The organism is Brevundimonas sp. 357 (assembly GCF_003938605.1).
GTDB lineage: Bacteria > Pseudomonadota > Alphaproteobacteria > Caulobacterales > Caulobacteraceae > Brevundimonas.
This window is the reverse complement of sequence record NZ_RHWX01000004.1, coordinates 22,544-46,964: the sequence shown is the minus strand read 5'-3', so window position 1 is coordinate 46,964 and position 24,421 is coordinate 22,544. Positions and strand designations below refer to the sequence as shown.

The 24,421-nt window shown below is 65.6% G+C and carries 23 protein-coding genes and 1 pseudogene; 2 read left to right on the top strand and 22 right to left on the bottom strand.

Features of this window, described 5'->3' with window-relative positions:
• Positions 1-74 precede the first annotated feature (74 nt).
• The 4 genes from rpsB to EGK63_RS04725 all read right to left on the bottom strand — a co-directional run bounded on the left by rpsB (position 75) and on the right by EGK63_RS04725 (position 5,735).
• Positions 75-917, bottom strand: coding sequence for a 30S ribosomal protein S2 (rpsB, locus tag EGK63_RS04740; protein WP_125900160.1), 843 nt, complete (start codon positions 915-917; stop codon positions 75-77).
• Between the two features lie 245 nt (positions 918-1,162).
• On the bottom strand, positions 1,163-1,528 hold the full coding sequence (locus EGK63_RS04735; RefSeq protein WP_125900159.1) for a GFA family protein: 366 nt from the start codon (positions 1,526-1,528) through the stop codon (positions 1,163-1,165).
• Positions 1,528-4,983: a DNA polymerase III subunit alpha gene (gene dnaE / locus EGK63_RS04730; RefSeq protein WP_125900158.1), complete on the bottom strand. Its 3,456-nt coding sequence runs from the start codon at positions 4,981-4,983 to the stop codon at positions 1,528-1,530. Before dnaE ends, EGK63_RS04735 begins: the two co-directional genes overlap by 1 nt.
• A 233-nt stretch (positions 4,984-5,216) precedes the next feature.
• Positions 5,217-5,735 (bottom strand): response regulator transcription factor, encoded by a 519-nt coding sequence (locus tag EGK63_RS04725; RefSeq protein WP_243637587.1) that lies wholly within the window; start codon positions 5,733-5,735, stop codon positions 5,217-5,219.
• Between EGK63_RS04725 and EGK63_RS16710 the strand changes: the two genes are divergently transcribed.
• A complete protein-coding gene (locus EGK63_RS16710) occupies positions 5,700-6,428 on the top strand; it encodes a hypothetical protein (RefSeq protein ID WP_243637576.1) in 729 nt (242 codons plus the stop codon). The genes EGK63_RS04725 and EGK63_RS16710 overlap by 36 nt on opposite strands.
• A 167-nt stretch (positions 6,429-6,595) precedes the next feature.
• On the opposite strand, the pseudogene EGK63_RS04715 reads toward EGK63_RS16710, so the two are convergent.
• The 4 genes and pseudogenes from EGK63_RS04715 to EGK63_RS04700 form a co-directional block, all read right to left on the bottom strand.
• Positions 6,596-7,204 (bottom strand): annotated as a pseudogene (locus tag EGK63_RS04715) (ABC transporter ATP-binding protein); the annotation flags it as partial.
• Positions 7,161-8,474: a lipoprotein-releasing ABC transporter permease subunit gene (locus tag EGK63_RS04710; RefSeq protein ID WP_125900155.1), complete on the bottom strand. Its 1,314-nt coding sequence runs from the start codon at positions 8,472-8,474 to the stop codon at positions 7,161-7,163. The gene EGK63_RS04710 and the pseudogene EGK63_RS04715, both read right to left, overlap by 44 nt.
• Entirely contained in the window at positions 8,471-9,787 is a 1,317-nt protein-coding gene (gene proS, locus EGK63_RS04705) for a proline--tRNA ligase (RefSeq protein ID WP_125900154.1), read from the bottom strand. Before proS ends, EGK63_RS04710 begins: the two co-directional genes overlap by 4 nt.
• Positions 9,788-9,847: 60 nt before the next feature.
• A complete protein-coding gene (locus EGK63_RS04700) occupies positions 9,848-10,114 on the bottom strand; it encodes a DUF1467 family protein (RefSeq protein WP_087141628.1) in 267 nt (88 codons plus the stop codon).
• A gap of 74 nt (positions 10,115-10,188) precedes the next feature.
• On the opposite strand from EGK63_RS04700, the gene EGK63_RS04695 reads away from it, so the two are divergent.
• On the top strand, positions 10,189-10,542 hold the full coding sequence (locus tag EGK63_RS04695; protein ID WP_125900153.1) for a 5-carboxymethyl-2-hydroxymuconate Delta-isomerase: 354 nt from the start codon (positions 10,189-10,191) through the stop codon (positions 10,540-10,542).
• A 199-nt stretch (positions 10,543-10,741) separates the two neighbouring features.
• Here the strand turns inward: EGK63_RS04695 and EGK63_RS04690 are convergent, their stop codons facing one another.
• The 14 genes from EGK63_RS04690 to nuoG all read right to left on the bottom strand — a co-directional run bounded on the left by EGK63_RS04690 (position 10,742) and on the right by nuoG (position 24,419).
• Complete coding sequence (locus tag EGK63_RS04690) at positions 10,742-11,080, bottom strand: DUF3088 family protein (RefSeq protein WP_125900152.1); 339 nt, start codon at positions 11,078-11,080, stop codon at positions 10,742-10,744.
• Complete coding sequence (locus EGK63_RS04685; RefSeq protein WP_125900151.1) at positions 11,080-12,756, bottom strand: ribonuclease J; 1,677 nt, start codon at positions 12,754-12,756, stop codon at positions 11,080-11,082. The genes EGK63_RS04690 and EGK63_RS04685 overlap by 1 nt, the downstream gene beginning before the upstream one ends.
• 6 nt (positions 12,757-12,762) lie before the next feature.
• Positions 12,763-13,557, bottom strand: coding sequence for a type III pantothenate kinase (locus EGK63_RS04680; RefSeq protein WP_040345174.1), 795 nt, complete (start codon positions 13,555-13,557; stop codon positions 12,763-12,765).
• The gene (locus tag EGK63_RS04675; protein WP_125900150.1) at positions 13,554-14,300 is read right to left on the bottom strand and encodes a biotin--[acetyl-CoA-carboxylase] ligase; all 747 of its coding nucleotides are present in this window, start codon (positions 14,298-14,300) and stop codon (positions 13,554-13,556) included. The genes EGK63_RS04680 and EGK63_RS04675 overlap by 4 nt, the downstream gene beginning before the upstream one ends.
• A 6-nt stretch (positions 14,301-14,306) precedes the next feature.
• Positions 14,307-15,749: an NADH-quinone oxidoreductase subunit NuoN gene (nuoN, locus tag EGK63_RS04670; protein ID WP_046653599.1), complete on the bottom strand. Its 1,443-nt coding sequence runs from the start codon at positions 15,747-15,749 to the stop codon at positions 14,307-14,309.
• Positions 15,750-15,756: 7 nt separating this feature from the next.
• A complete protein-coding gene (locus EGK63_RS04665; protein ID WP_088412126.1) occupies positions 15,757-17,244 on the bottom strand; it encodes an NADH-quinone oxidoreductase subunit M in 1,488 nt (495 codons plus the stop codon).
• A gap of 5 nt (positions 17,245-17,249) precedes the next feature.
• Entirely contained in the window at positions 17,250-19,301 is a 2,052-nt protein-coding gene (gene nuoL, locus EGK63_RS04660) for an NADH-quinone oxidoreductase subunit L (protein WP_165906542.1), read from the bottom strand.
• 14 nt (positions 19,302-19,315) lie between these two features.
• Positions 19,316-19,624 carry an NADH-quinone oxidoreductase subunit NuoK gene (gene nuoK, locus EGK63_RS04655; RefSeq protein WP_003164596.1) on the bottom strand — a complete coding sequence of 103 codons (309 nt, stop codon included), beginning with the start codon at positions 19,622-19,624 and terminating at the stop codon, positions 19,316-19,318.
• A complete protein-coding gene (locus tag EGK63_RS04650) occupies positions 19,624-20,250 on the bottom strand; it encodes an NADH-quinone oxidoreductase subunit J (RefSeq protein WP_125900148.1) in 627 nt (208 codons plus the stop codon). Before EGK63_RS04650 ends, nuoK begins: the two co-directional genes overlap by 1 nt.
• A gap of 113 nt (positions 20,251-20,363) precedes the next feature.
• Positions 20,364-20,855 (bottom strand): NADH-quinone oxidoreductase subunit NuoI, encoded by a 492-nt coding sequence (nuoI, locus tag EGK63_RS04645; protein WP_040345161.1) that lies wholly within the window; start codon positions 20,853-20,855, stop codon positions 20,364-20,366.
• Entirely contained in the window at positions 20,855-21,070 is a 216-nt protein-coding gene (locus EGK63_RS04640) for a hypothetical protein (RefSeq protein WP_125900147.1), read from the bottom strand. The genes nuoI and EGK63_RS04640 overlap by 1 nt, the downstream gene beginning before the upstream one ends.
• On the bottom strand, positions 21,067-21,294 hold the full coding sequence (locus EGK63_RS04635; RefSeq protein WP_125900146.1) for a hypothetical protein: 228 nt from the start codon (positions 21,292-21,294) through the stop codon (positions 21,067-21,069). The genes EGK63_RS04640 and EGK63_RS04635 overlap by 4 nt, the downstream gene beginning before the upstream one ends.
• Entirely contained in the window at positions 21,294-22,370 is a 1,077-nt protein-coding gene (gene nuoH / locus EGK63_RS04630) for an NADH-quinone oxidoreductase subunit NuoH (RefSeq protein ID WP_125900145.1), read from the bottom strand. Before nuoH ends, EGK63_RS04635 begins: the two co-directional genes overlap by 1 nt.
• Before the next feature lie 3 nt (positions 22,371-22,373).
• Positions 22,374-24,419, bottom strand: a complete 2,046-nt coding sequence (gene nuoG / locus EGK63_RS04625; protein WP_125900144.1) for an NADH-quinone oxidoreductase subunit NuoG — start codon at positions 24,417-24,419, stop codon at positions 22,374-22,376.
• Positions 24,420-24,421: the final 2 nt, after the last annotated feature.

Here is a 24,421-nt window from a genome sequence, read left to right as displayed (position 1 = left end):
CGGCCGGACTGTTTAGCCCGGCCGCATGTCAAGTTGACGTCGGTCCGGCGCGCGGCGGCGCCGGAACGTCAGTCTCAGCCCTCGACCTTCTCGGCCTCGGCGGCGACCAGCTCTTCAGCTGCGCCTTCAGCGCCGGCCGGAGCGGCTTCGGCTTCAACCACGGCGGCTTCACGCAGAGCCGGCTCGACCGGAGCTTCCGAAGCGCCCAGGTCGATGCCCTGAGCGGCGGCGCCGGCGGCCAGGCCGTCCAGAACGGCGTCAGCGATCAGATCGCAATAGGTCTGGATGGCGCGAGCGGCGTCATCGTTGCCCGGAACCGGATAGGTGATGCCGTCCGGGTCCGAGTTGGTGTCCAGGATGGCGATGATCGGGATGTTCAGCTTGCGGGCTTCCTGGATCGCGATCGCTTCCTTGTTGGTGTCGATCACGAACATGATGTCCGGCACCGAACCCATGTCCTTGATGCCGCCCAGCGACAGTTCCAGACGGTCCTTCTCGCGCTGCAGGGTCAGCAGCTCTTTCTTGTTACGGCCTTCACCGCCGGCGCCGACGATGGTTTCCAGCTCGCGCAGGCGAGCGATCGAGCCCGAAACGGTGCGCCAGTTGGTCAGCGTGCCGCCGAGCCAGCGGTTGTTCATGTAGTACTGGGCGCAGCGCGTGGCGGCTTCAGCCACCGGGCCGGCGGCCTGGCGCTTGGTGCCGACGAACAGGACGCGGCCGCCCTTGGCGGCGACGTCGCGCACAGCCACCAGAGCCTGGTGGAACAGCGGCATCGTCTGCGACAGGTCGATGATGTGGATGTTCGAGCGCGAACCGAAGATGTAGCGGTCCATCTTCGGGTTCCAGCGGTGCGTCTGGTGGCCGAAGTGAGCGCCGGCTTCCAGCAGCGTACGCATCGAGAATTCAGGCAGAGCCATGATCGTCTTTTCCTTTTTCCGATCAAACCTAGCGCGGGCGGTTAAAAGGACCGGCTGATCCCTCGGAACGGTGCAGACCGGGATGTCTCCCCGGGCCGCGCCACGCCCACGTGCGAAGTGCGCCGCGCATGTAGGCGAAACGGCCGAAAAAGGCAAGGCGTCGAAGATGATGGGCTACAGAGCGGTTAGCCAGAAGCATCGATCTCAAAACGCCGCGCGAACAGTTCCTCCCACGAGAAGATTGATCAGAAGCTGCGTCCGTCCACGCGTTGAGCTGTCCAGTCCCAGGGTTCGACATCGGTCAGGGTGCGGATGTTGATGGCCGCCACCTCGCTGCCGTCCGGCGCTACGCCGTAACCGAACGGCTGCACCCCGCAGGTCCGGCAGAAGCGATGCTCGATCTTGTGCCGATTGAAGAAGTAGGAAGTCATTGCCTCCTCGCCCTTGATCAGGCGAAAAGCCGAACGCGGCGTAAAGGCCAGGACGAACCCCTTGCGATAACAATGGGAGCAGTTGCACTCCACCAGGCCGTCCAGCCCGACATCCACCTCATAGGCCACCGCGCCGCAGTGGCACGACCCGGCATGGGTCTTCACGCTCGTCTCGCTCATCAGGCGTCCTCCAGCATCACCACCCCCGGCGCCGACTTCAACGCGCCGCGCAGCGCCGCGTCCAGCCGGTATCGACCCGGCAACTTGATCTCGACCTCGGTGCGGCCGCCCAGCGTCGCCTGCAGCCAGACCTCGCCGCCCTTGCCCTGCGCCCGCGCCCGATCCAGCCGGGCCTTCAGCGCCTCGGCATCCGCCGATTGCGCCGACAGGATGACGCGCAATCCGATCTGGGCGTCGTCCAGCAGCACGTCCATGCGACTGGCGTCATCGCCAAAGAAGCGCACCTCGCCATCCGCCGCCTTGGCCCGAACCTTGACCAGAACCGACGCCCCGACCTCCAGAACCTCGCGGCACCGCCGAAGCTGTTCGGGCGGGAACAGGCATTCGAACTCGCCCGTCGGGTCCGAGAAGGTGACGAAGGCGAATTTCTCGCCGGTGCGGGCGCTGGCCCGCTCCTGACGACGGCGCACCACACCGGCCATCTGGAAGGCTTCATGCCCCGCCTCGGCCAGGCCTTGCGCCTCGGCCACGAAGGTCACGCGCTTGCGCTTCAATGCAGGCGTCAGCTCTTCCAGCGGGTGGCCCGACAGGTAGAAGCCGACGGCGTAAAGCTCCTGATCCAGCTTGTCCGGTCCAGCCCACGGCTCCATGCTCTTCAGGCGCGGCCGCGCGGCGGCGGCCTGATCGACGCCGAACAGACTGACCTGTGACGAGGCCCGCTCCGCCGCCACGCTCTGGCAATAGGCGATCAGCACATCGGCCTGTTCGAACAGCTGGCGGCGGTTCGGATGGATGCTGTCGAACGCGCCCGCGCGCGCTAGGCCTTCCAACGCCCGCTTGTTCACCGCCCGCGGATCGACCCGCTCCAGGAAGTCGAAGATATCGGGGAAGGGCCCGCCTGTCTCGCGCACCTCGATGACGTGCTTCATCGCCTCCAGGCCCACGTTGCGGATGGCGCCCAGCGCATAGAGCACGCTGCCCTGCCCGTCCTTCCACGACACGTCGAAGTCCGCGGATGAACGGTTGATGTCGGGCGCCAGGACCGGAACCTCGAACCGTCGGCAATCCTGATAGAAGACCGCCAGCTTGTCGGTGTTCGACAGATCGAGGCTCATCGACGCCGCGAAGAACTCTACCGGGTGATTGGCCTTCAGCCAGCCCGTCTGGAACGAGATCAGCGCATAGGCCGCCGCGTGCGACTTGTTGAAACCATAGCCCGCGAACTTGGCCACCAGGTCAAAGATAGAGCCCGACTGGGCCTCCGGCACGGACTTCTCTGAGGCGCCCTTGACGAAGCGGAGACGCTGGAAATCCATCTCCTCCTTCTTCTTCTTGCCCATGGCGCGGCGCAGCAAATCGGCCTCGCCCAGGCTGTACCCCGCCAGGATCTGGGCGATCTTCATCACCTGTTCCTGGTAGATGATGACGCCGTAGGTCTCGGTCAGCACCTCCTTCAGGCTGGGGTGCAGGTAGTCGACCTCGGCCCGACCGAATTTCCGGTCGATGTAGGTGTCGATCATCTCCATCGGCCCCGGCCGATAGAGGGAGATCAGAGCCGTGATCTCTTCGATCGAGCCGCAGCGCATCTTGCGCAGGGTGTCGCGCATGCCCTGGGATTCCAGCTGGAACACCCCGACCGTCTGTCCCGAAGCCATCAACTCATAGGTCTTGGGATCGTCCAGCGGCAGCAGGCCCCAGTCCTGGGCCGCGCCGCGCCGTTCCAGATAGCTCTTGGCCCGATCCAGCACCGTCAGCGTCTTCAGGCCCAGGAAGTCGAACTTCACCAGGCCCGCAGGCTCGACCCACTTCATGTTGAACTGGCTGGCAGGGATGGTGGAGCGCGGATCCTGATACAGCGGCACCAATTCCGTCAGCGGCCGATCGCCGATGACGATGCCCGCCGCGTGGGTCGAGGCGTTGCGGTAGAGGCCTTCAAGCTCGAGCGCCGTCTCCAGCAACGCCTTGACGGCAGGCTCGGCGTCGCGCGCCTCGCGCAAGCGCGGCTCCAGGTCGATGGCCTGGGCCAGGGTCACGGGGTTGGCGGGGTTGGCCGGCACCATCTTGGCCAGACGATCCACCTGGCCCAGCGGCATCTGCAGCACGCGCCCCACGTCGCGCAGCACGGCCCGCGCCTGCAGGGTGCCGAAGGTGATGATCTGGGCCACCCGGTCCTTGCCGTAGTGGTCTTGGACGTAGTCGATGACCTCTTCGCGCCGCTCCTGACAGAAGTCGATATCGAAGTCGGGCATGGAGACCCGTTCGGGGTTCAGGAACCGCTCGAACAGCAGGCCGAACCGCAAGGGGTCCAGGTCGGTGATGGTCAGCGACCAGGCGACCAGGGAGCCGGCTCCCGAGCCCCGCCCCGGCCCCACCGGGATATCATGCAGCTTGGCCCATTTGATGAAGTCCGCCACGATCAGGAAGTAGCCGGGGAACCCCATCTGCTGGATGATCCCGACCTCCCATTCCAGGCGGGACCAGTAGTCTTCCTCGGGCGCATAAGCCTGGTTCTTCTCCAGCCGCGCCTTCAGCCCCTCGCGCGCCTGGTGCGCCAGTTCGTCGTCTTCCGATCGGCCAGCCCCCGTGTCGAAGCGCGGCAGGATCGGCTTGTGCGTCTTGACCAGAAAGGCGCAGCGGCGGGCGATCTGAATGGTGTTGTCGCAGGCCTCGGGCAGGTCCGCGAACAGTTCGCGCATCGCCTCGGCCGACTTGAACCAGTGCTCGCCGGTGACGCGGCGGCGGTCCTCCTGGCCAGTGAAGGCGCCGTCGGAGATGCACAGCAAGGCGTCATGCGACTTCGCCTGCGCCGCCTTGGCGTAATAGACGTCATTGGTCGCGACCAACGGCGCGTCGTTGGCGTAGGCCCATTCAACCAGCCCGCCCTCGGCCACCGTCTCGCTGGACAGGCCGTGGCGTTGCAGTTCGACATAGAAGCGATCGCCGAACACCCGCTTCATTTCCGCCAGGGCTTCGGCGGCCTCGGCCGGCTTCTTCTGCACGAACAGGGGATCAATGGGACCGTCGGGACCGCCGGACAGCAGGATCAACCCGTCGGACTTATCCACAACCCGCCCCCAGGGCACGCCCGGCTCGGCCATTTCGCCCGCGTCCAGATAGGCGGCGGACGACAAGGCGCACAGATTGAGCCAGCCCTGCTCGTTCTGAGCAATCAGCACGACCGTCGGCGTCTTGGCCCAGCGCTGGGCGACCTGCCCGCCGATATCGAGCACCGGCAGGGCGCATGCGACGATAGGCTGGACGCCCGCATCCTTGGCCGTCTGGCTGAACTCAAGGGCGCCGAACAGATTGGCGCGGTCCGCCACCCCCACCGCCGGCATCCCAGCATCGGCGGCCATCTTGCCGATCTTGCCGGCCTTGATCGCCCCTTCCAGCAGCGAATAGGCGCTGCGGACCCGCAGGTGGACAAAGCCTTGACTGTTCACCGCATCCGCCAATCGAAAACTCCGCATCGCAGCGCCCGATCACACGGGCGCATCGTCATCATGCAGGGAGTCGCGCCTCAATGGGGCGCGGTCATGTCACCAGGAAGGCCGCCTGCCAGACCATCCAGACGAAGCCGCCGCAGGACGCAAGCGACAGCAGATCCCTCACCCAACGCGTCATTGATTTTATCCCCAGATCAAATGTTTCCCATTTGTTCTATGTTGCCTCTTTGTTCTCGTCAACCTCAATTCGCGAGGAAGCCGAGCCGGGTCAGCGCCGAGGCCAGGGCGGCCGAGTTGGGGGACTGCGTCTTGCGCAGCAGGCTGGCGCGGAAGAACTCGACGGTGCGCGGGCTCAGCTCCAGGTTCTGGGCGATCTGCTTGGTGGTCAGCCCCTCGACCAGCATCTCAGCGACCTGACGCTCGCGGCGGGTGAAGGTCAGTTCCTCACGCGCCGGCATGGACGCCAAGGCCTCCGCCCCGCGACGCAGGGCGCGCACCAACTCATCGATCGTCGTGGGCTTGGACAGAACATCGTCCACGCCCAGGCGCATGGCGTCCACCGTCGTCCGCACGTCCACGAAGGCGCTGACGACGATAACGGCATGTCGGTTCAGGGCGCAGAAGGCGGCCACCAGATCCAACCCTTCGACACCCGGCATCTTCAGATCGGCGACGAGACAGGTCGGATCCGCGTCGGACGCCCACATCAAGGCGTCGAGCGGTTCATGAAAACCGACGGCGGAGAACCCCGCCTCGCGCACCGCCAAAAGGGTCAGCTCCAGCAGCGCCCGATCATCATCAATGATAGCGATTTCAGCGATAGCGCGCCCAACCCTTTCCGCATCTTGTCCATTTCGACCGCCGTCCATGCCATCACGCATCATGTCGTTGAAACTACGCAAGGCTTAGCGCGGGAAAAACCTCGTAGTCCCACGCAGTTGATCCCGCGTGAGCATACGCAGAACGATATTACAGTTACGCCGAGGCGAACATGGAGGCTCGCTGTGTTGCAAAGCGCCTTATTCCTGACCCGACCACCGTCAGGATTCGCGCAAGGCGCACTTTGGCCGGCCCTGATCGACATGCGCCGCGACCAAGCCCGGTCATTGGGGCTCGCCGGCGTAGCCGCCAGCGTGGATGACGTCATCATTTACGCCATGGAAGGGTCGCCCGGCTCTCTTGACGGCTTCCGTCAACTGCTCGGCGCCAGCCCCTGCGAGACGGCGTCGACAGAGGCCTGGCGGCAAACGGTGCGGTTTCGTATCCACCGTGTCCTGGCGCTGTCTCAACCGCCGCTCAGGCCGGACGAGACAGCAGTCCTGCGTCGCGCGATCGACCCGGTTCACCCCCGATATGCCGACGTCCCGCCGCTGCTGGGCGCAGCTGCGCTCCATTGGACCATGATGCCCTATCGCACGCCGCTGCAGGCGACGACGCGGCTCATCGCCTCCTAGTAGGCGTGGCTTTCGGCCGCCCGCTGTTCCAGGTGGCCGTCCTTCAAGGCGAAGACGCGGTCCATGTGACCGGCCAACTCCATGTTGTGCGTGGCGATCAGGGCGCCGACGCCCGTGGTCTTGGCCAGTTCGCGCAGGGACTCAAACACCGCCTGGCTGGTGGCCGGGTCCAGGTTGCCGGTCGGCTCGTCCGCCAGCAGCAGGCGCGGGCTGTTGGCCAGGGCGCGGGCGATGGCGACGCGCTGTTGCTCGCCGCCCGACAGTTGCGCGGGCTGGTGCGTGACGCGCTGGCCCAGACCGAGCGCCGTCAGCTTCTCGGTCGCGCGACGCCGCGCCTCCCCTTCCCCCACGCCTGCGATGCGCATCGGCAGGGCCACATTATCCAGAGCATCGAACTCCGGCAGCAGGTGATGGAACTGATAGACGAAGCCGATGCGGTGCAGACGCAAGCGCGTACGCGCCCGCTCGTCCAGGCCGCCGACGTCCTCGCCGTCGATCAGCACCTGGCCGCTGGTCGGCCGCTCCAGCAGACCCGCCGCGTGCAGCAGGCTGGACTTGCCCGAGCCCGAGGGACCGATCAGGCCGACGACCTCGCCCGGCATGACCTCCAGATCGACGCCCTTCAGCACCGTCAGCCCGCCCTGGGCGGTCGGATAGGTGCGCGACACCCCGCGCAACGACAGGATGGCGCCGTTCGCCTCGGCGGCCACGGCGGGCTTCTTCTTCAGTAACCTATTCAAAGCGCAGAGCCTCCACCGGATCGATGCGCGACGCATTCCACGACGGCGGCAAGCTGGCCAGGCAGCTCATGAAGAAGGAGAAGACCGCAACCCAGGTCACGTCCCACGGGTCCACCTTGGCCGGAACGGAATCCAGCATATAGACCTCGGCGTTGAACAGCTGGACGCCCAGCAGGCCCTCGAGGAAATGCTGGATCGCCCCGATGTTCCAGCAGAACAACAGGCCCAGAACCAGGCCCGCAATGGTGCCGCCGATGCCGATGGCTGCGCCCGACATGAAGAAGATGCGCAGGATGGACGACTGGCTGGCGCCCACGGTGCGCAGGATGGCGATGTCGCGAGTCTTGTTCTTCACCAGCATGACGATGCCGCTGATGATGTTCATGGCGGCGATGGCGACCACCATGCCCAGGATGATGCTCATGGCCGTGCGCTCCACCTGAAGCGCGCCCCAGATCGCGGCCTGACGGTTGCGCCAGTCGGTGACGGCGTTGCCCGACCCGGCGGCGCGCTGAACGGGCGTCAGCAAGTTCTCGACCTTATCCGGCTCGGCTACCTTCATCTCGATGATGTCCCAGACGCCATCCTTGCCGAAGAAGAGCTGAGCCTGCTCCAGAGGCATGAAGATGAAGGCGCGATCGTAATCGGCCGCGCCTGACGTATAGATTCCGCCAACGATATAGGTCTTCTCCAGCCCGCCCAGATTGCCGAAGGCGCTGTCGGCGCCGGTCGGGGTGTAGAGCGAGATCGGATCCCCCTCGCGCAGCCCCGCTTCCTCCGCCAGGGTCTTGCCGATCAGGACGTGATCGCCGCCGTATTCGCCCTTGCCGAACCGTTCGCGCGCCTCCGGGCTCAGGCTTTCAAAGACGAATTTCATCGAGGCCAAGTCCTGGGGCCTTACGCCGCGCACCATGCCGCCGGTCGCCAGATTCCCCGCGCGGAACATGGCGGGGCTTTCGGTCAAAGGCGTCACAGACACGACGCCCGGCACGTCGGCGATCCGCTTCAGCGCGGCGTCGCGATCGGGCGCATAGAGCACCGGCCCCTGCACATACATATGGCCGTTGAACGACAGGATCCGGTCCATCAGCGTGCCGCGGAAGCCCGCCATGATGCTCATCACGCTGATCAGCACGGCGACGGCCAGCATGATGCCGATGAAGCTGATCATGGCGATCAGCGCCACCCCGCCCTGCTTGCGCTTGGCGCGCAGATAGCGGAGCGCCAGCCCGATCTCCCAGCTGGAGAACGGGCCGGCCGGCTTGGGCGCGGGCTGCGGGGCGGAAGCCGTCGCGGCGTCGGTCATTTCGTCAGCAGCTCCAGGGCGGCGTCCAGCGACAGGCTCTGCTTCTCGCCGGTGGCGCGGCGCTTCAGTTCGACCACGCCGTCAGCCAGACCCTTGGGTCCGATGGTCAGCTGCCACGGCACGCCGATCAGGTCGGCGGTGGCGAACTTGCCGCCCGGCCGCTCGTCCGTGTCGTCATAGAGGACGTCCTTGCCCAGCGCTTCCAGCTTGGCCACGGCGTCTTCACAGGCGGCCGAGACCGCCTCGTCGCTGGCGCGCAGGTTGATCACCACCACGTCGAACGGCGCGACCGAGTCCGGCCAGATGATGCCGCCCTCGTCATGGCTGGCCTCGATGATGGCGCCCAACAGGCGTGACACGCCGACGCCGTAGCTGCCCATGTGGACCTCGGTGTCCTGGCCGTTCGGCCCGGCGACCTTGGCCTTCATCGGCGTCGAGTATTTGGTGCCGAAATAGAAGATGTGGCCGACCTCGATGCCGCGCGCCGACAGGCGGTCGCCCTCGGCCGTCTGGGTCTCGAACTGGGCCGCGTCGTGCATTTCCTCGGTCGCGGCGTAGAGGGCCGTGCGCTCGTTGAACACGCCTTCCAGCTGCTCGACACTGAGGTTGTGGCCCGGTGCGTCCATCTCGACCAGCTTACGGTCGCAGAAGACCTCGCTCTCGCCGGTCTCGGCCAGAACGATGAACTCGTGGCTCAGATCGCCGCCGATGGGGCCGGTGTCGGCGCGCATCGGCACCGCCTTCAGGCCCAAGCGCGAGAAGGTGTTCAGATAGGCGGCGAACATGCGCTTGTAGGCGATGCGGGCCGAGGCCTCGTCCAGATCGAAGGAATAGGCGTCCTTCATCAGGAACTCGCGGCCGCGCATGACGCCGAAGCGCGGGCGGCGCTCGTCGCGGAACTTCCACTGGATGTGGAAGAGGTTGAGCGGCAGGGCCTTGTAGCTCTTCACATAGGCCCGGAAGATATCCGTGACCATTTCCTCGTTGGTCGGTCCGTACAGCAGCTCGCGCTCGTGACGGTCGGTGATGCGCAGCATCTCGGGGCCATAGGCGTCGTAGCGACCGCTCTCGCGCCACAGGTCCGCCAGTTGCAACGTCGGCATCAGCAGTTCGACGGCGCCGGCCTTGACCTGCTCGTCGCGGACGATGCCTTCGATCTTGCGCAGCACCCGCAAGCCCAATGGCAGCCAGGCGTAGATGCCCGCGGCCTCCTGCTTGATCATGCCCGCGCGCAACATCAGCTGATGCGACACGATCTGAGCGTCGGAGGGGGCTTCTTTCAGGATCGGCAGGAAGTAGCGCGACAGGCGCATGGGAGGATTCTCGGCAAATTCAGTCAGGCCCGAGGTTTAACCGGGCGAAGGGGGCGAAAGCTAGAGCGCGTTCGCGTGGGTGATGTCGGGCACGGGGGTCCAGCCGATCCAGACGATGGCGACGATAATGAGCCAGACGATGATCGACACCCAGGTCGTGGTGATGAACTTCTTCTTGAGGTTCGGGTTCTTCGGCGCGCCCCATTGGGTGCCGTCCGTCGGCGGATCCTTGATCTGGTCCGACATGCCCAGCGGCAGAATCGCGAACAACACGATCCACCACACCGTCAGAAAGGTGGCGACCAGGGTGAAGGGGCCAAGGGGCATCGTCTCTAAAGTCCGTTCATCGCAATCATCGTCGCGGCGCGATAAGGAGAGGCTCCGCAACAAGGACGCCCTGAATGCCACAGATTACGCTGGAACACTCCACCCATTTCGACGCGACCGACTGGCGCGCCCTGGCGCTGGAGATTCATCGCCTCTGTGTCGAGACGGTCGGCGCGACACTTCCCGCCTGCAAGACGCGCATCGTGCGCTGCGACCGCCTGATCATCGCCGACGGCGACCCGGATCAGGCCATGGTCCACTGCGACCTGCGCATCCTCAGCGGCCGCACCCAGGAACAGAAGACAGCTTTGGGCGAAGCCGTCCAGGCCGCGCTGCTGGCCGGGGTCGCGCCTTATGAAGGCCCACGCCAGATCTCGGTCGAGATCGGCGCGCTGGACCGCGACAACTACCGCAAAGTCACGCTCTAACACCCTCTCCCGATGGGAGAGGGCTTGAGCTTCGGAGAGCCGAAGGTGATCCGCTAAGGCGACCCGAAGGGCGGCGCGAAGCAGCCAAAGGGTGAGGATTCCGCAATCAGCCGATTTGCAACGGCTTACGCCGACTTCAGCCGGGAACCCTCATCCGGCCCTTCGGGCCACCTTCTCCCATCGGGAGAAGGGTCATGGGTTACGGATGCGGCCGGCCGATCCCGTAGCGCGCGGCCCAATACGGCAGGATGGCGTCGTCCTGCAGGAAGCGCGCGCCGGTCTCTTCGCTGACCTGGGCGTCGGGCCAGTCGAACTCGCCGTCCAGCACCAGAAGCGGGCAGCTCTGGTTCGCCTCTCCCACCTCGGCGATCACGGCCGGGCGCGGGCGCGGGTGATCCAGATGGGTCACCGTCAGATGCTCGCGCAGGCGCGGATACAGGCCCAGCACTCCCTCGATCCGCGCGCCGGGCGGGCAGAACCATGGCCCGCCCTGATCGTCGAACCAGTCGGCGTTCAGAAGATACAGACGATCCGCCATCAGAGCCTCAGCACCACGGTTTCCACGATCGGACGACGATCCCAGATCTGCTGGCTGGCCTTCTTCAAGGTCCGGCTGACCGCCTGTTCGATAACGGCTTCGTCTTCCAGCGCCTCGCCCTTCAGGCCGCGCACCGTGTTCTCGACGCGCTCGGCCATGTCGTCCAGCACGTCGCCCAGCGGACGGTCGGCGTCGCCCGGCAGGCCGATGCCGCGCACGTCGATGTCGCTGGCGATGCGGCCGCGCTTGTCCAGGGCGAAGCTGACGATCAGGATGCCGTTGTTGGCGGCGTGCTTGCGTTCGCGCAGGGCCTCGCCGGCCTCTTCCACCAGCATGCCGCCGTCGACGAACAGACGGCCCGAGGGCACTTCGTCGATGATGGCGGCGGGTCCGGGCGCCAGGCGCACCATGTCGCCATTACGCGGCGTGACCGTCTCGGGCACCTGCATGTCCTTGGCCAGGTTGCCGTGCTCGATCAGGTGGCGGCGCATGCCGTGGGTCGGCACCGCGATCTGCGGCCGGGCCCACTGATACATCTGGCGCAGTTCGTCACGGCACGGGTGGCCCGAGACGTGGATGCCGGGGTGATCCTTCTCGGTGTAGATGCGGATTCCGCGCTCGGCCATCTTGTCCTGCAGACGGCCGATGGACAGCTCGTTGCCGGGGATGACGCGCGACGAGAAGATGCAGTGGTCCCCCTCGCCCAGCTTGATGAAGGGATGCGTCCCTTCAGCCACGCGCGACAGGGCGGCGCGCGCCTCGCCCTGGCTGCCGGTGCACAGGTACAATATCTCGTCGGCCGGCCAGATCTTGGCCTCCTGTTCAGACAGGAAGGGCTTGATGTCGTTCAACATGCCGACCGACTTGGCGGCGGCGGTGATGCGGTGCATCGAGCGCCCGGCCAGGGCCACGCGACGCCCGGCGGCTTCTGCAGCGCTGATAACGCTGTGCATCCGCGCGACGTTGGAGGCGAAGCAGCCCACGGCGACCCGACCCTTCAGGCCCTGGATCAACTCAGCCAGCTTGACCTTCACATCGCCCTCGGACCCGGCGACGCCGTCCACGAAGACGTTGGTGGAGTCGCACACCATCGCCAGGACGCCCTCGTCGCCCAGCTTCTGGATGAAGTCGACGTCGGTGCGCTCGCCCACGACCGGATCGTTGTCGATCTTCCAGTCGCCGGTGTGCAGCACCGTGCCCAACGACGTCTTGATGGCCAGGCCGTTCGGCTCCGCGATCGAGTGGGTGATGGTGACGTAGGTCACCTCGAACGGGCCCAGGTTCACCGTCGAACCCAGCGGCGCCTCGTGCAGCTCGACATCTTCATAGATACCGGCGTCGCGCAGCTTCTCGCGGATCAGGAAGGCGGTGAAGGGGGTGGCGTACAAAGGCGCCTGGATGCGCGGCCACAGCCAGCCCAGGGCGCCGATGTGGTCCTCGTGCGCGTGCGTCAGCACGATGCCCAGGATGTTCTCGCCTTCCAGGAAGCTGGGGTCCGGCACGATGACGTCCACGCCGGGCGTGGACTGATCGCCGAAGGTCACGCCGACGTCGACGATGATCCATTTGCGGTCATGCGCCGGGCCGAAGCCATAGGCGTTCAGGTTCATGCCGACCTCGTTCGAGCCGCCCAGCGGCAGGAAGACGAGTTCGTCGTTTTGATTTTGTTTTTTCATACGGCCTTACAGATGGGAGTTCCGCCGCCAGATTTCGAGTAGGCCGCGGATGGTCAGGTCCGGATCAAACCGGTCGATAGAGTCGGTTGCGCCCTCGAACAGGGAGGCGACGCCGCCGGTGCCGATGACCGTCATGGGCTTGCCCCACTCGGCCTTGATGCGGTCCACCAGCCCTTCGATCAGGGCGATATAGCCCCAGAAGACCCCCGATTGCATGGAGGTGACGGTGTCGCGCCCGATCACGGTATCGGGGCGCTGGATGGCGATGCGCGGCAACTTGGCCGCCGCCTCGTGCAGGGCCTGAAGCGACAGGTTGATGCCCGGCGCGATCAGCCCGCCTTCGAAGGCCCCCGCCCCCTGCCCGTTCGCGCCGGATACGACGTCGAAGGTGGTGGCCGTGCCGCTGTCGATCAGCAGCAGGTCGCCCTCATAGACCTGAAGCGCGCCGATGGCGTTGACCAGACGGTCGGCCCCGGCCTCGCTGGGCTTATGGATGCGCACTTCGATGCCCAGTTCGACGTTCTCGCCGATCACCAGGGGTTCGACGTTCAGGTACCGCCGCGCCAGGTTGCGCAGGTTGAAGATCGACTGCGGCACCACGCTGGAGATGATGCAGCCGTCCATGTCGGCCATGGTCTGGCCCTGGCCGCGCATCTCGAACAACTGATGCAGCCAGACGGCGTATTCATCGGCCGTGCGCATGGGATCGGTGGCGGTGCGCCACTGGAATATCCACTCTTCGCCATCGTGAACGGCGAACAGGGTGTTGGTGTTGCCTTGCTCGATCGCCAGCAGCATCAGGCGGCTTCTCCGAAGAAGACGTCACCGGCGGAGATGATCCGCAGGCTTCCGTCCGGCAGTTTCAGGCGCAGGGCGCCGTCGGCCTCGACGCCGTCGGCGATCCCGCTCAGGGTTTCATGACTCAGCCGCGCCGTGCATGGCCCGAACAGGCCCGGCGTGCGCGCGACCCAGGCGTCCAGCACGGGCTGAAAGCCCAAGCGCGTCCAGCGTTCCAGCCAGGCATCGAAGGTTTCGGCTAACGCCTTGGCTCCCTCCTCCATCGACGGCGCGACGGGCACGTCATGACGCAGGTGCTCGACGATGCAGGTGGTCGGGCGCTCGGTCCCTTCGGGCGCGCGGGACAGGTTCACGCCGACGCCCACGGCCAGCCACAGGCTGCCGGAAGGCGCCGGGCCGGACTCGATCAGGATGCCCGACGACTTGCGCCCGTCCAGCAGGACGTCATTGGGCCATTTGATGCTGACCAGCGCCGGCGGGACATAACGATCCAGCAGATCGGCCACCGCCAGGGCGGCGGCGAAGGTCAGCTGCGCCGCCTCGGCCGGAGTGCAGTTCAGCGTCAGCAGCAGGGTCGTGACCAGGTTGCCGTCCCGGCTGTCCCAGGCGCGGCCACGACGGCCCCGCCCGGCGGTTTGACGCCGGGCCGCGATCCACAGCGGCCCGGCCTCGCCCGCCTCGGCGCGACGACGCGCCTCGGCGTTGGTGGAGTCGGTCTCTTCGAGGATCAGGACCGGAGCCGCCAAGGCCCCTTATCCGATCCCGACGCCCGCGGCCGCCGCGCGCGTCAGCGGCTCCAGCCAGGTCAGGGCGATCAGCAGCACAGGGAAGCTGAAGGCCGCAGCCGCCCAGCCGATCCATTGCGCGCCGGCCGGCGCCTTGTCCGTCGTCACGTCGAACTCAGGCGTGTCGAACCAGATCACCTTGATGATGCGCAGATAGTAGAAGGCCGCGACGACCGAGGCCACCAGACCCGCGGCGCCCGCCATCCAGTAACCCGCGTCGGCGGCGGCGCCGAAGACGTAGAACTTGCCCCAGAAGCCCGACATGGGCGGAATGCCGACGGCCGACAGCGACAGGATCGTCAGGGCGACGGCCGTGACCGGACGGTCCTTCTTCAGACCGGCCAGATCGGCGATCTTGCGGATCGGACGGCCGTTGCGGCTCAGCGACAGCAGGATGGCGAAGAAGCCGATCTGGTCCACGACATACAGGGTCATGAACATCAGGGTCGCCTGGACGCCGACCTGGGTGCCCGCCGCCACGCCCAGCAGGGCGTAGCCGATGTTGATGATGGACGAATAGGCCAGCAGGCGCTGGATGTCCTTCTGCATCAGGCCGCCGAAGGCGCCGACCGCAAAGCTGATCAGCGAGATCAGGATCAGAACCTGGGCCCACTGGGCATGGGCCAGACCGAAGCCTTCGACCAGAACGCGGATGATCAGCACCATGGCCGCCACCTTGGGCGCGGTCGAGAACAGGGCCACGACCGGGGTCGGGGCGCCTTCATAGACGTCCGGCGTCCACATGTGGAACGGCGCGGCCGAAACCTTGAACGCCAGACCGCAGATCAGGAAGACCAGGCCGAAGATCAGGCCCGGACCGGGGTTGGCGGTGGCGAAGGCGGCGATGTCCTCGAACCGCATCGAACCGGCGAAACCGTAGATCAGGCTGGCGCCGTACAGCAGCAACCCCGACGACAGCGCGCCCAGAACGAAATATTTCAGACCGGCTTCCGAGGCCTTTAGATCGTCACGGCGATAGGCGGCCAGGACGTACAGGGCCAGCGAATGCATCTCGATGCCGATGTAGAGCGAGATCAGGTCGCCTGACGACGCCATCATGCCCATGCCGACCGAGGCCAGCACGATCAGGATCGGATACTCGAACTTGGCGATGTTGTTGCGATGCATCCAGCCGTCGCCCAGCACCACGGCCACGGCGGCGGACAGGAAGATCACCGCCTTGCCGAAGACGGCCAGCGGATCGGCCACATAGGCCCCGTTGAAGGCGGACCCCAGCGGGCCGACGACGGCCAGGGCCGTCGCCGCCAGCAGCAGCAGCACCGACAGGCCCGAGACCAGGCGCGTCGACTTCTCGCCGGCGAAGGCGCCGAGCATGAGCAGCACCAGCCCGCCGACCGCAAGGGTCAGCTCCGGGGCGGCGAGTTGGAGAGCGGAGGACAGATCAGGCATTATGGTCTCACCCGCCGATCGCGGCGCGATAGGCGCTGGTCAGGGCTTCAACAGTCGGCCCGGTGTAGTCGAGAACGGCGTTGGGATAGAGGCCCAGCCAGATGGTGCCGACGATCAGGGGCACGAAGATCAGCAGTTCGCGCTTGTCGATGTCGGTGATGTTTTCCAGCGCCGGATTGGTGATCGGGCCGTACATGACGTTGCGGAACAGCGTCAGCGCATAGACCGCCGAAAAGATCACGCCCGAGGCCGCGATCAGGGCCGCCCAGGTCGAGACCTGATAGGCGCCCGTCATCGTCAGCACTTCGCCGATGAAGCCCGAGGTGCCCGGCAGGCCGACGTTGGCCATGGTGAACATCAGGAAGATGGCCGCATACCAGGGCATCCGCGCCGTCAGGCCGCCGTAGAAGGCGATCTCACGGGTGTGCATCCGGTCATAGACCACGCCGACGCAGAGGAAGAGCGCGCCCGAGATCAGGCCGTGGCTCAGCATCTGGAAGACGGCGCCCTGCACGCCGGTGTCGTTGCCCGCGAAGATGCCCATGGTCACGAAGCCCATGTGAGCGACCGACGAATAGGCGATCAGCTTCTTGATGTCCGTCTGACGGAAGGCGACCAGCGAGGTGTAGACCACGGCGATCACAGACAGCGTCAGCACCAGAGGCGTGAACATCTGCGACGCCAGCGGGAACATCGGGATGTTGAACAGGATGAAGCCGTAGCCGCCCAGCTTCAGCAAGATGCCGGCCAGAATGACCGAACCGGCCGTCGGCGCCTGAACGTGGGCGTCGGGCAGCCAGGTGTGCACCGGCCACATCGGCATCTTCACCGCGAAGGAGGCGAAGAAGGCCAGCCACAGCAGCGGCTGCACCGCCGGGTCGAAGGCGTACTGCTTCAGTTCCGGAATGCTGGTGGTGCCGGTCGTGTGGGCCATCCACAGCATGGCCAGCAGCATCAGGACCGATCCCAGCAGGGTGTACAGGAAGAACTTGTACGCCGCGTAGATGCGGTTGGCGCCGCCCCAGATGCCGATGATCAGATACATCGGCACCAGGGTGCCTTCGAAGAAGATGTAGAAGAGGAACAGGTCCAGCGAGGTGAACACCCCGATGACCATGGTCTCCAGGATCAGAAAGGCGATCATGTATTCGACGACGCGCGTCTCGATCGACTTCCAGCTGGCCACGATGCAGATCGGCAGCAGGAAGGCCGTCAGCAGGACGAACAGGATGGAGATCCCGTCCACGCCCAGGTGATAGCCGGCGCCCGCGAACCAGGCGTAGTTCTCGACGAACTGATAGGCCGGGTTCGACGGATCGAACTGCGCGACCAGCAGGACGGACACAGCCAGCACCACCATTGTGGTGATCAGGGCGATCCAGCGAGCGGCCGGGGCCGCGGCGTCCTGACCGCCCTTGTTCAGCAGGCGCGCGACTAGGATCGCGGCCGCGCCGAGAAGCGGCAGGAAGGTGACGATGCTCAGAATGTGAGGCACGAGGCTCAGGCTCCCCACGTGAAGATGGCGAAGGCAAGGAATGCCGCCACGCCGATCAGCATCACGAATGCATAGAAGTAGACGAAACCGGACTGGAACCGGGACAACCAGCCGCCCGACTTCAGCGAAGCCCAGGCCGCGCCGTTCGGACCGAGGCCGTCGATGATCTTCACGTCGCCGATCTTCCAGAAGAAGTCGCCGATCGCCTTGGTCCCCTTCACGAAGACGGCGTCGTACAGCTCATCGAAGAACCACTTGTTGTAGAGGAAGGTCCACAGTGGGCCCTTGCGGTCGGCCATCTCCTTGGCCGCGCCTTCCTTCACGACATACAGCCAGTAGGCGATGGCCGTGCCCAGCAGCGTCACGATCAGCGGCGCCCACTTCACCCAGGTCGGGACGTTGTGGCTTTCGTGCAGGACGTGGTTCTCAGCCCCGACGAAGATGGCGCCGCGCCAGAACTCAGCCTCATGATGGCCGATGAAGTGCGGGGCGAAGATCATGCCCGCGAACACCGCGCCGATCGACAGCACCAGCAGCGGCACGACCATGACCAGCGGGCTCTCATGCGGCTTCAGCGGACCATGGTGATGGTCGTCGTGCGCATGATCGTCATGAGCATGATGATCGTCATGAGCGTGGGCGTCCGCATGGTGCGCGCCCTCCTCTTCCTTCCACACCGGCTTGTTGTGGAAGGTCATGAACACCAGGCGCCACGAGTAGTAAGCCGTCAGCAGGGCCGCCGAGATGCCGATGACGAAGGCGAACATGCCCGCGGCCGAATGGCCGGTCGTCGCCGCCGCATAGGCGCTCTCAAGAATGGAGTCCTTGGAGTAGAAGCCGGCGAAGCCGCCGACGCCGGGCATGCCCAGGCCGGTGATGGCGATGGTGCCGATCATCATGGTCGCATAGGTGACGGGCAGCAGCTTCCACAGGCCGCCCATCTTCCGCATGTCCTGCTCGTGGTGCATGCCGTGGATCACCGAACCGGCGCCCAGGAACAGCAGGGCCTTGAAGAAGGCGTGGGTGAACAGGTGGAACATGGCGGGCTGGTAAGCCCCGACGCCCGCCGCAAAGAACATGTAGCCCAGCTGCGAACAGGTCGAATAGGCGATCACGCGCTTGATGTCGTTCTGCATCATGCCGACGGTCGCGGCGAAGATGGCCGTGATGCCGCCGATGATGGCGATGAACTGCGACGCGACGGGCGCGTGCTCATACAGCGGCGACAGCAGGCAGACCATGTAGACGCCGGCCGTAACCATGGTGGCCGCGTGGATCAGGGCCGACACGGGCGTCGGGCCTTCCATCGCATCCGGCAGCCAGGTGTGCAGGAAGAACTGCGCCGATTTGCCCATCGCGCCGATGAACAGCAGCAGACCGGCCAGATCCAGCGCCGACCAGGTGTGGCCCAGGAATTCCCAGCCCGTCCCGGCCTTGCCGGCGATCAGCGGGAACAGCTTGGCGAACTCGATCGTGCCGAACATCCAGAACACGGTCATCATGCCGAGCAGGAAGCCGAAGTCGCCGACGCGGTTGACCACGAAGGCCTTGATCGAGGCGGCGGTGGCCGAGGGCTTCTTGAACCAGAAACCGATCAGCAGATAGGACGCCAGGCCCACGCCTTCCCAACCGAAGAACATCTGCAGGAAGTCGGCCGCCGTCACCAGCGCCAGCATCATGAAGGTGAACAGCGACAGATAGGCGAAGAAGCGAGGACGGCTGTCGTCCTCCTTCATGTAACCCCAGGAATAGAGGTGAACCAGCGAGGACACCGACGTCACCACGATCAACATGGTGGCCGACATGGCGTCGACGCGGATCGACCAGTTCGACTGGAACTCGCCGACGTGGATGAACGGCGCCAGGTGCACGGTGAAGGCTTCCAACCCGCCCCAGGTCCACTGGCTGAACACGATCCAGGAGACCGCGCACGAGAAGAACAGCAGGCCCGTGGTGACGGCCTGCGAGGCGACGTCGCCGATCCGGCGACCGAAGAAGCCGGCGATCATGGCCCCCAGCAGGGGGGCGAAGACGCCGAGAGTGACGAGAGTCTGGATAGTCACGGTTCCGATCAGCCCTTCATCACGGAGGCGTCGTCGACCGCGATGTCGCCGCGGTTACGGAAGAAGGTCACGAGAATGGCCAGGCCGACGGCGGCCTCGGCCGCGGCGACGGTCAAGACGAACATGGCCATCAACTGACCCGACACGTCGTTCAGGTGCGTGGAGAAGGCCACGAAGTTGATGTTCACCGCGAGCAGGATCATCTCGACCGACATCAGGATGATGATGACGTTCTTGCGGTTCACGAAGATGCCGAAGACGCCGATGGTGAACAGCATGGCGGCGACCGCCAGATAATGCTGGAGCGAGATATCCATTACAGAAGCTCCTCGGGGGTGACGCCCTGGCCCGTGGTCACGGACTTGATCTCAACGGCCTTGGCGCGTTCGCGGTTAGCCTGTGCCGCCAGATCCTGGCGATGCACGCCCGGACGGTGACGCAGGGTCAGGACGATGGCGCCGATCATCGCGATCAGCAGGACCACGCCCGCCGCCTGGAAGAAGTAGACGTAGTCCGTGTAGAGCACGCGGCCGATCGTCTCCATGTTGGTGACGTCAGGCCCCGCCGGAACCGGCGAGGTGGCGTCACGGGCGGCTCCGCCCTGAACGACGGTGATCGACACCATGATCATCTCGGCCAGCAGGACGCCCGCCACGATGCCCGCCAGCGGCAGGTAGCGCGCGTATCCTTCGCGCAGCTTCACGAAGTCGACGTCCAGCATCATGACGACGAACAGGAACAGCACCGCCACGGCGCCGACGTAGACGACGACCAGCAGCATCGCCAGGAACTCGGCGCTCAGCAGAACGAACAGACCGGCCGCCGAGAAGAAGGTCAGGATCAGCCAGAGAACGGAGTGCACGGGATTGCGCGCGGTCACCACCAGAAGGGCGGAAACCACGGCGACCGTCGCCAGAAGATAGAAGGCCAGGCCTTGCAACATGTGCGGGACGACGCCCCTCTTCAAAACCAATGGCCCGAGGAGAACCCCCGGACCCTTCCAAAATCGGCCCCGGCCCGAAGGTCAGGGTCAGCGTGGCGGAATCGCCGCTCCGTTTAGCGATACGGAGCGTCGAGTTCCAGATTCTTCGCGATCAGACGCTCCCAGCGGTCGCCGTTGTCCAGCAGGCGCGCCTTGTCATAGAGCAGTTCTTCGCGGGTCTCGGTGGCGAACTCGCTGTTCGGTCCCTCGACGATGGCGTCCACCGGGCAGGCCTCCTGGCACAGGCCGCAGTAGATGCATTTGACCATGTCGATGTCGTAGCGCGTCGTGCGGCGGCTGCCGTCGGCGCGCGGTTCGGCCTCGATGGTGATGGCCTGTGCGGGGCAGATAGCCTCGCACAGCTTGCAGGCGATGCAGCGTTCTTCGCCGTTCGGATAGCGGCGCAGCGCGTGTTCGCCACGGAAGCGCGGCGACTGCGGGTTCCGCTCGAACGGATAGTTCACCGTCGCCTTCGGCTTCATCATGTACTTCATCGACAGGCCGACGGCGCCGAACACGTCGGTCAGCATCGCGCCCTTGGCCGCCTGAACGATACGGGTCAGCATTACGATTTCACTCCGGCGCACTCGCGTTGATAGCGGGCGCTTTCCTTGTCGAGGGTCTGGCAAAGGCGCTGACGTTCCGCCTCGCGCCGTTCGATTTCCTGCACCTTGCGCTCCCACTGATAGACCGACACCGGGTCGGCCTCATAGGGCGCGCAGGCCGACGCCAGCATGGGCGCGGCCAGGGCGAACATCAGGGCTGCGGCTTTCGTCTTCATCCACCGATCCGGCGTTCGCAGCCGTCCCTGCTGAAGCGCGGATCGTCCCGCGACAGACGTTGGCAATAGGCGCGCTTGTCCGCCTCCTCTCGCCGCTCGCGGTCCAGCCGCTCGAGACGCGCGGACGCGGTCTCGGGCGCAGCCGGATCCATCGGCTTGAAGGTGCAGGCCGACAGACCGGCGGCGAGCGCCAGCGCGATCAGGACTGTGGCGTAACCGCCCATCAGCCGCCCACCGCGAACACGCGCCACGCCGCCACGAAGACCACGGCGACCAACGAGGCCGGCAGGAAGATCTTCCAGCCCAGACGCATCAGCTGGTCATAGCGGTAGCGAGGCACGAAGGCCTTCACCAGGGCGATCATGAAGAACCAGAAGACGACCTTGGTGATGAAGACCAGCAGGTAGAACAGGTTGGCGACGAAGGCCGGGACGCTGTTCAGGAAGTCGGTCGGGAAGCCCGGATTCCACCCGCCGCAGAACAGCAGGGTGATCATGGCGCACATGAAGACGATGTTGGCGTACTCGCCGATCATGAACAGCAGATAGGGCGTCGAGGAATATTCGACCTGATAGCCAGCCACCAGTTCCGACTCCGCTTCCGGAAGGTCGAACGGCGGGCGGTTGGTCTCGGCCAGGGCCGAAATGAAGAAAACAATGGTCATCGGCAGCATGACGATGATCGTCGGCAGAGTCTCAAGGCCGCCGCCGAAGGCGTTCCAGTTCCAGAACCAGCCGGACTGCTGAGTCACGATCTGCGTCAGGTTCATCGTCCCGGCCAGCAGGATGACGTTGATGATGATGAGGCCCATCGAGACCTCATAGGACACCATCTGCGCCGCCGAGCGCAGCGCGCCCAGGAACGGGTACTTCGAGTTCGAAGCCCAGCCGCCCATGATGATGCCGTAAACGCCCAGCGAGCTGATCGCCAGAATGTACAGGATACCGACGTTCAGATCCGCGACCACCCAACCGGGAGCGAACGGGATCGCCGCCCACGCCACGAAGGCCAGCACGAAGCTGATCAGCGGGGCCAGGATGAAGACCACCTTGTCCGACCCGGCCGGAATGACGATCTCCTTCAGCACGAACTTGAAGAAGTCGGCGAAGGACTGCAGCAGGCCGAAGGGGCCGACCACGTTCGGGCCCTTGCGCAGCTGAACGCCCGCCCAGATCTTGCGGTCGGCCAGCAACAGGAAGGCCAGGGAGATCAGGATACCGACCACCACCAGCAGGATCCCGCCGACAGTGGCGAGGGTCCAACCCAGAGGCGTGGTCCAGAAGGAAGTCGCAGCGTCCATGATTTACTCCGCCGCCAGGGCGACCGGCGCCGTCCGCTCAGCGGACAGTTGGGCCATGGTTTCACTGGCGCGCGCGATCGGGTTGGTCAGATAGGGATCGGCGATGACGGAGACGAAGGCGACGTCGCCCAGGTCTCCCTTGGCGCCCAGCTTGGCGACGTCGAACGTCGCGGCCGGGGCCAGATAGTCGATGCGGCCGAAGGTCGGATGGTCGCCCATCAGCTTGGCGCGCAGTTGCTCAAGCGTGTCGAACGGCAGCTTGTGGCCGACGCGCTCGGACAGGGCGCGGATGATGGCCCAGTCGTCCTTGGCTTCGCCCTTCGGGAAGACCACGCGCTCGGCCATCTGCACCCGGCCTTCGGTGTTGACGTACAGGCCCGACTTCTCGGTGTAGGCCGCGCCCGGCAGGATCACGTCCGCGCCGTGCGCGCCGCGATCGCCGTGCGAGCCCAGATAGACGCGGAAGGCGCCCGATGCGTCCGCGTTCACCTCATCGGCGCCCAGCAGGAACAGCACGTCCAGCGCGCCCGGCTTCAGCATAGCGGCGACATCCAGACCGCCCTCGCCCGGCAGGAAGCCCATGTCCAGACCGCCGACGCGCGCGGCGGCGCTGTGCAGGACGTTGAAGCCGTTCCAGCCGTCCTTGACCACGCCGACCTTCTTGGCCAGCGCGCCCAGGGCGTTCAGCACGGACGGGCCGGTCTCGCCGGTCAGGGCGCCCGCGCCGATGATGATGGCGGGACGTTCGGCCTTGGTCAGGAAGTCGGTCGCGGCCTTGGGCAGCTTGCCCAGGGTCTTCGAACCGGCGCCCAGCCAGGCGTAGCCATAGGTCAGATCGGCTTGCGGCCCGATGACGCCGACCTCGACGCCGCCCTTCAGCCAGGTCTTGCGGATGCGCGCGTTCAGCAGCGGCGCTTCCGTGCGCGGATTGGCGCCGACGATCAGGATGGCGTCAGCGTTTTCAATGCCTTGCAGGCCAGAGTTGAACAACCAGCCCTCGCGAGCCTCGCCGCCCAGCGCTGCGCCGTCCTGACGGCAGTCCGTGTTGGCCGAACCCAGCGAACGGAACAGATCCAGCAGAGCCTTCATCGACTCGGCGTCCTGCAGGTCGCCGGCGATGGCGCCGATACGGTCGGCCGGGGCCGCCTTCAGCTTGTCGGCGACGGCGGTCAGCGCCTCGTCCCACGACGCCGGACGCAGCTTGCCGTTCTCACGCACCCACGGACGGTCTAGGCGACGCGCCTGCAGGCCGTCGACGGCGTAGCGGCTCTTGTCCGACAGCCATTCCTCGTTGATGCCCTCGTTCACGCGCGGCAGCACGCGCATGACCTCGGCGCCGCGGGAGTCGGCGCGGATGTTCGAACCGAGCGCATCCATCACGTCGATGGTCTCGGTCTTCTTCAGCTCCCACGGACGATAGTGGTACTGCCACGGGCGGTGCGTCAGGGCGCCCACCGGGCACAGGTCGTTGACGTTGCCCGACAGTTCGCTGTCGATGTTCTTTTCCAGATAGGTCGTGATCTCGGCGCTTTCGCCACGCGAGATCATGCCGATGTCCGGCACGCCCGCCACTTCGGTGATGAAGCGAACGCAACGCGTGCACTGGATGCAGCGCGTCATGAACGTCTTGACCGTCGGGCCCATGTTCTTTTCTTCAACCGCGCGCTTGTTCTCGCCGTAGCGCGAACCATCGCGGCCGTAGCCGACCGCCTGATCCTGCAGGTCGCATTCGCCGCCCTGGTCGCAGATCGGGCAGTCCAGCGGGTGGTTGATGAGCAGGAACTCCATCACCCCTTCGCGGGCCTTCTTCACCATCGGCGTGTCGGTGAAGATTTCCTGGCCGTCGGCGGCCGGCAGCGCGCACGAAGCCTGCGGCTTCGGCGGTCCGGGCTTCACCTCGACCAGGCACATACGGCAGTTGCCGGCGATGGACAGGCGCTCGTGGTAGCAGAACCGCGGGATTTCCTGCCCGGCGCGCTCGGCGACCTGCAGCACGGTCATGCCCGGTTCGAACTCGACTTCAACGCCGTTGACCTTGGCGATAGGCATTA

Coding starts and splice junctions, on each gene's coding strand:
- EGK63_RS04710 (WP_125900155.1), bottom strand. CDS start 8,474: ATGACCGACGCCGCGACGGCTTCCGCCCCGCAGCCCGCGCCCAAGCCG.
- EGK63_RS16710 (WP_243637576.1), top strand. CDS start 5,700: ATGAAAACCGACGGCGGAGAACCCCGCCTCGCGCACCGCCAAAAGGGT.
- nuoN (WP_046653599.1), bottom strand. CDS start 15,749: ATGCCTGATCTGTCCTCCGCTCTCCAACTCGCCGCCCCGGAGCTGACC.
- EGK63_RS04640 (WP_125900147.1), bottom strand. CDS start 21,070: ATGAAGACGAAAGCCGCAGCCCTGATGTTCGCCCTGGCCGCGCCCATG.
- EGK63_RS04735 (WP_125900159.1), bottom strand. CDS start 1,528: ATGAGCGAGACGAGCGTGAAGACCCATGCCGGGTCGTGCCACTGCGGC.
- nuoH (WP_125900145.1), bottom strand. CDS start 22,370: ATGGACGCTGCGACTTCCTTCTGGACCACGCCTCTGGGTTGGACCCTC.
- nuoG (WP_125900144.1), bottom strand. CDS start 24,419: ATGCCTATCGCCAAGGTCAACGGCGTTGAAGTCGAGTTCGAACCGGGC.
- EGK63_RS04650 (WP_125900148.1), bottom strand. CDS start 20,250: ATGTTGCAAGGCCTGGCCTTCTATCTTCTGGCGACGGTCGCCGTGGTT.
- EGK63_RS04690 (WP_125900152.1), bottom strand. CDS start 11,080: ATGGCGGATCGTCTGTATCTTCTGAACGCCGACTGGTTCGACGATCAG.
- proS (WP_125900154.1), bottom strand. CDS start 9,787: ATGCGCCTGTCGCGCTACTTCCTGCCGATCCTGAAAGAAGCCCCCTCC.
- EGK63_RS04695 (WP_125900153.1), top strand. CDS start 10,189: ATGCCACAGATTACGCTGGAACACTCCACCCATTTCGACGCGACCGAC.
- EGK63_RS04700 (WP_087141628.1), bottom strand. CDS start 10,114: ATGCCCCTTGGCCCCTTCACCCTGGTCGCCACCTTTCTGACGGTGTGG.
- nuoK (WP_003164596.1), bottom strand. CDS start 19,624: ATGGATATCTCGCTCCAGCATTATCTGGCGGTCGCCGCCATGCTGTTC.
- EGK63_RS04635 (WP_125900146.1), bottom strand. CDS start 21,294: ATGGGCGGTTACGCCACAGTCCTGATCGCGCTGGCGCTCGCCGCCGGT.
- EGK63_RS04685 (WP_125900151.1), bottom strand. CDS start 12,756: ATGAAAAAACAAAATCAAAACGACGAACTCGTCTTCCTGCCGCTGGGC.
- nuoI (WP_040345161.1), bottom strand. CDS start 20,855: ATGCTGACCCGTATCGTTCAGGCGGCCAAGGGCGCGATGCTGACCGAC.
- rpsB (WP_125900160.1), bottom strand. CDS start 917: ATGGCTCTGCCTGAATTCTCGATGCGTACGCTGCTGGAAGCCGGCGCT.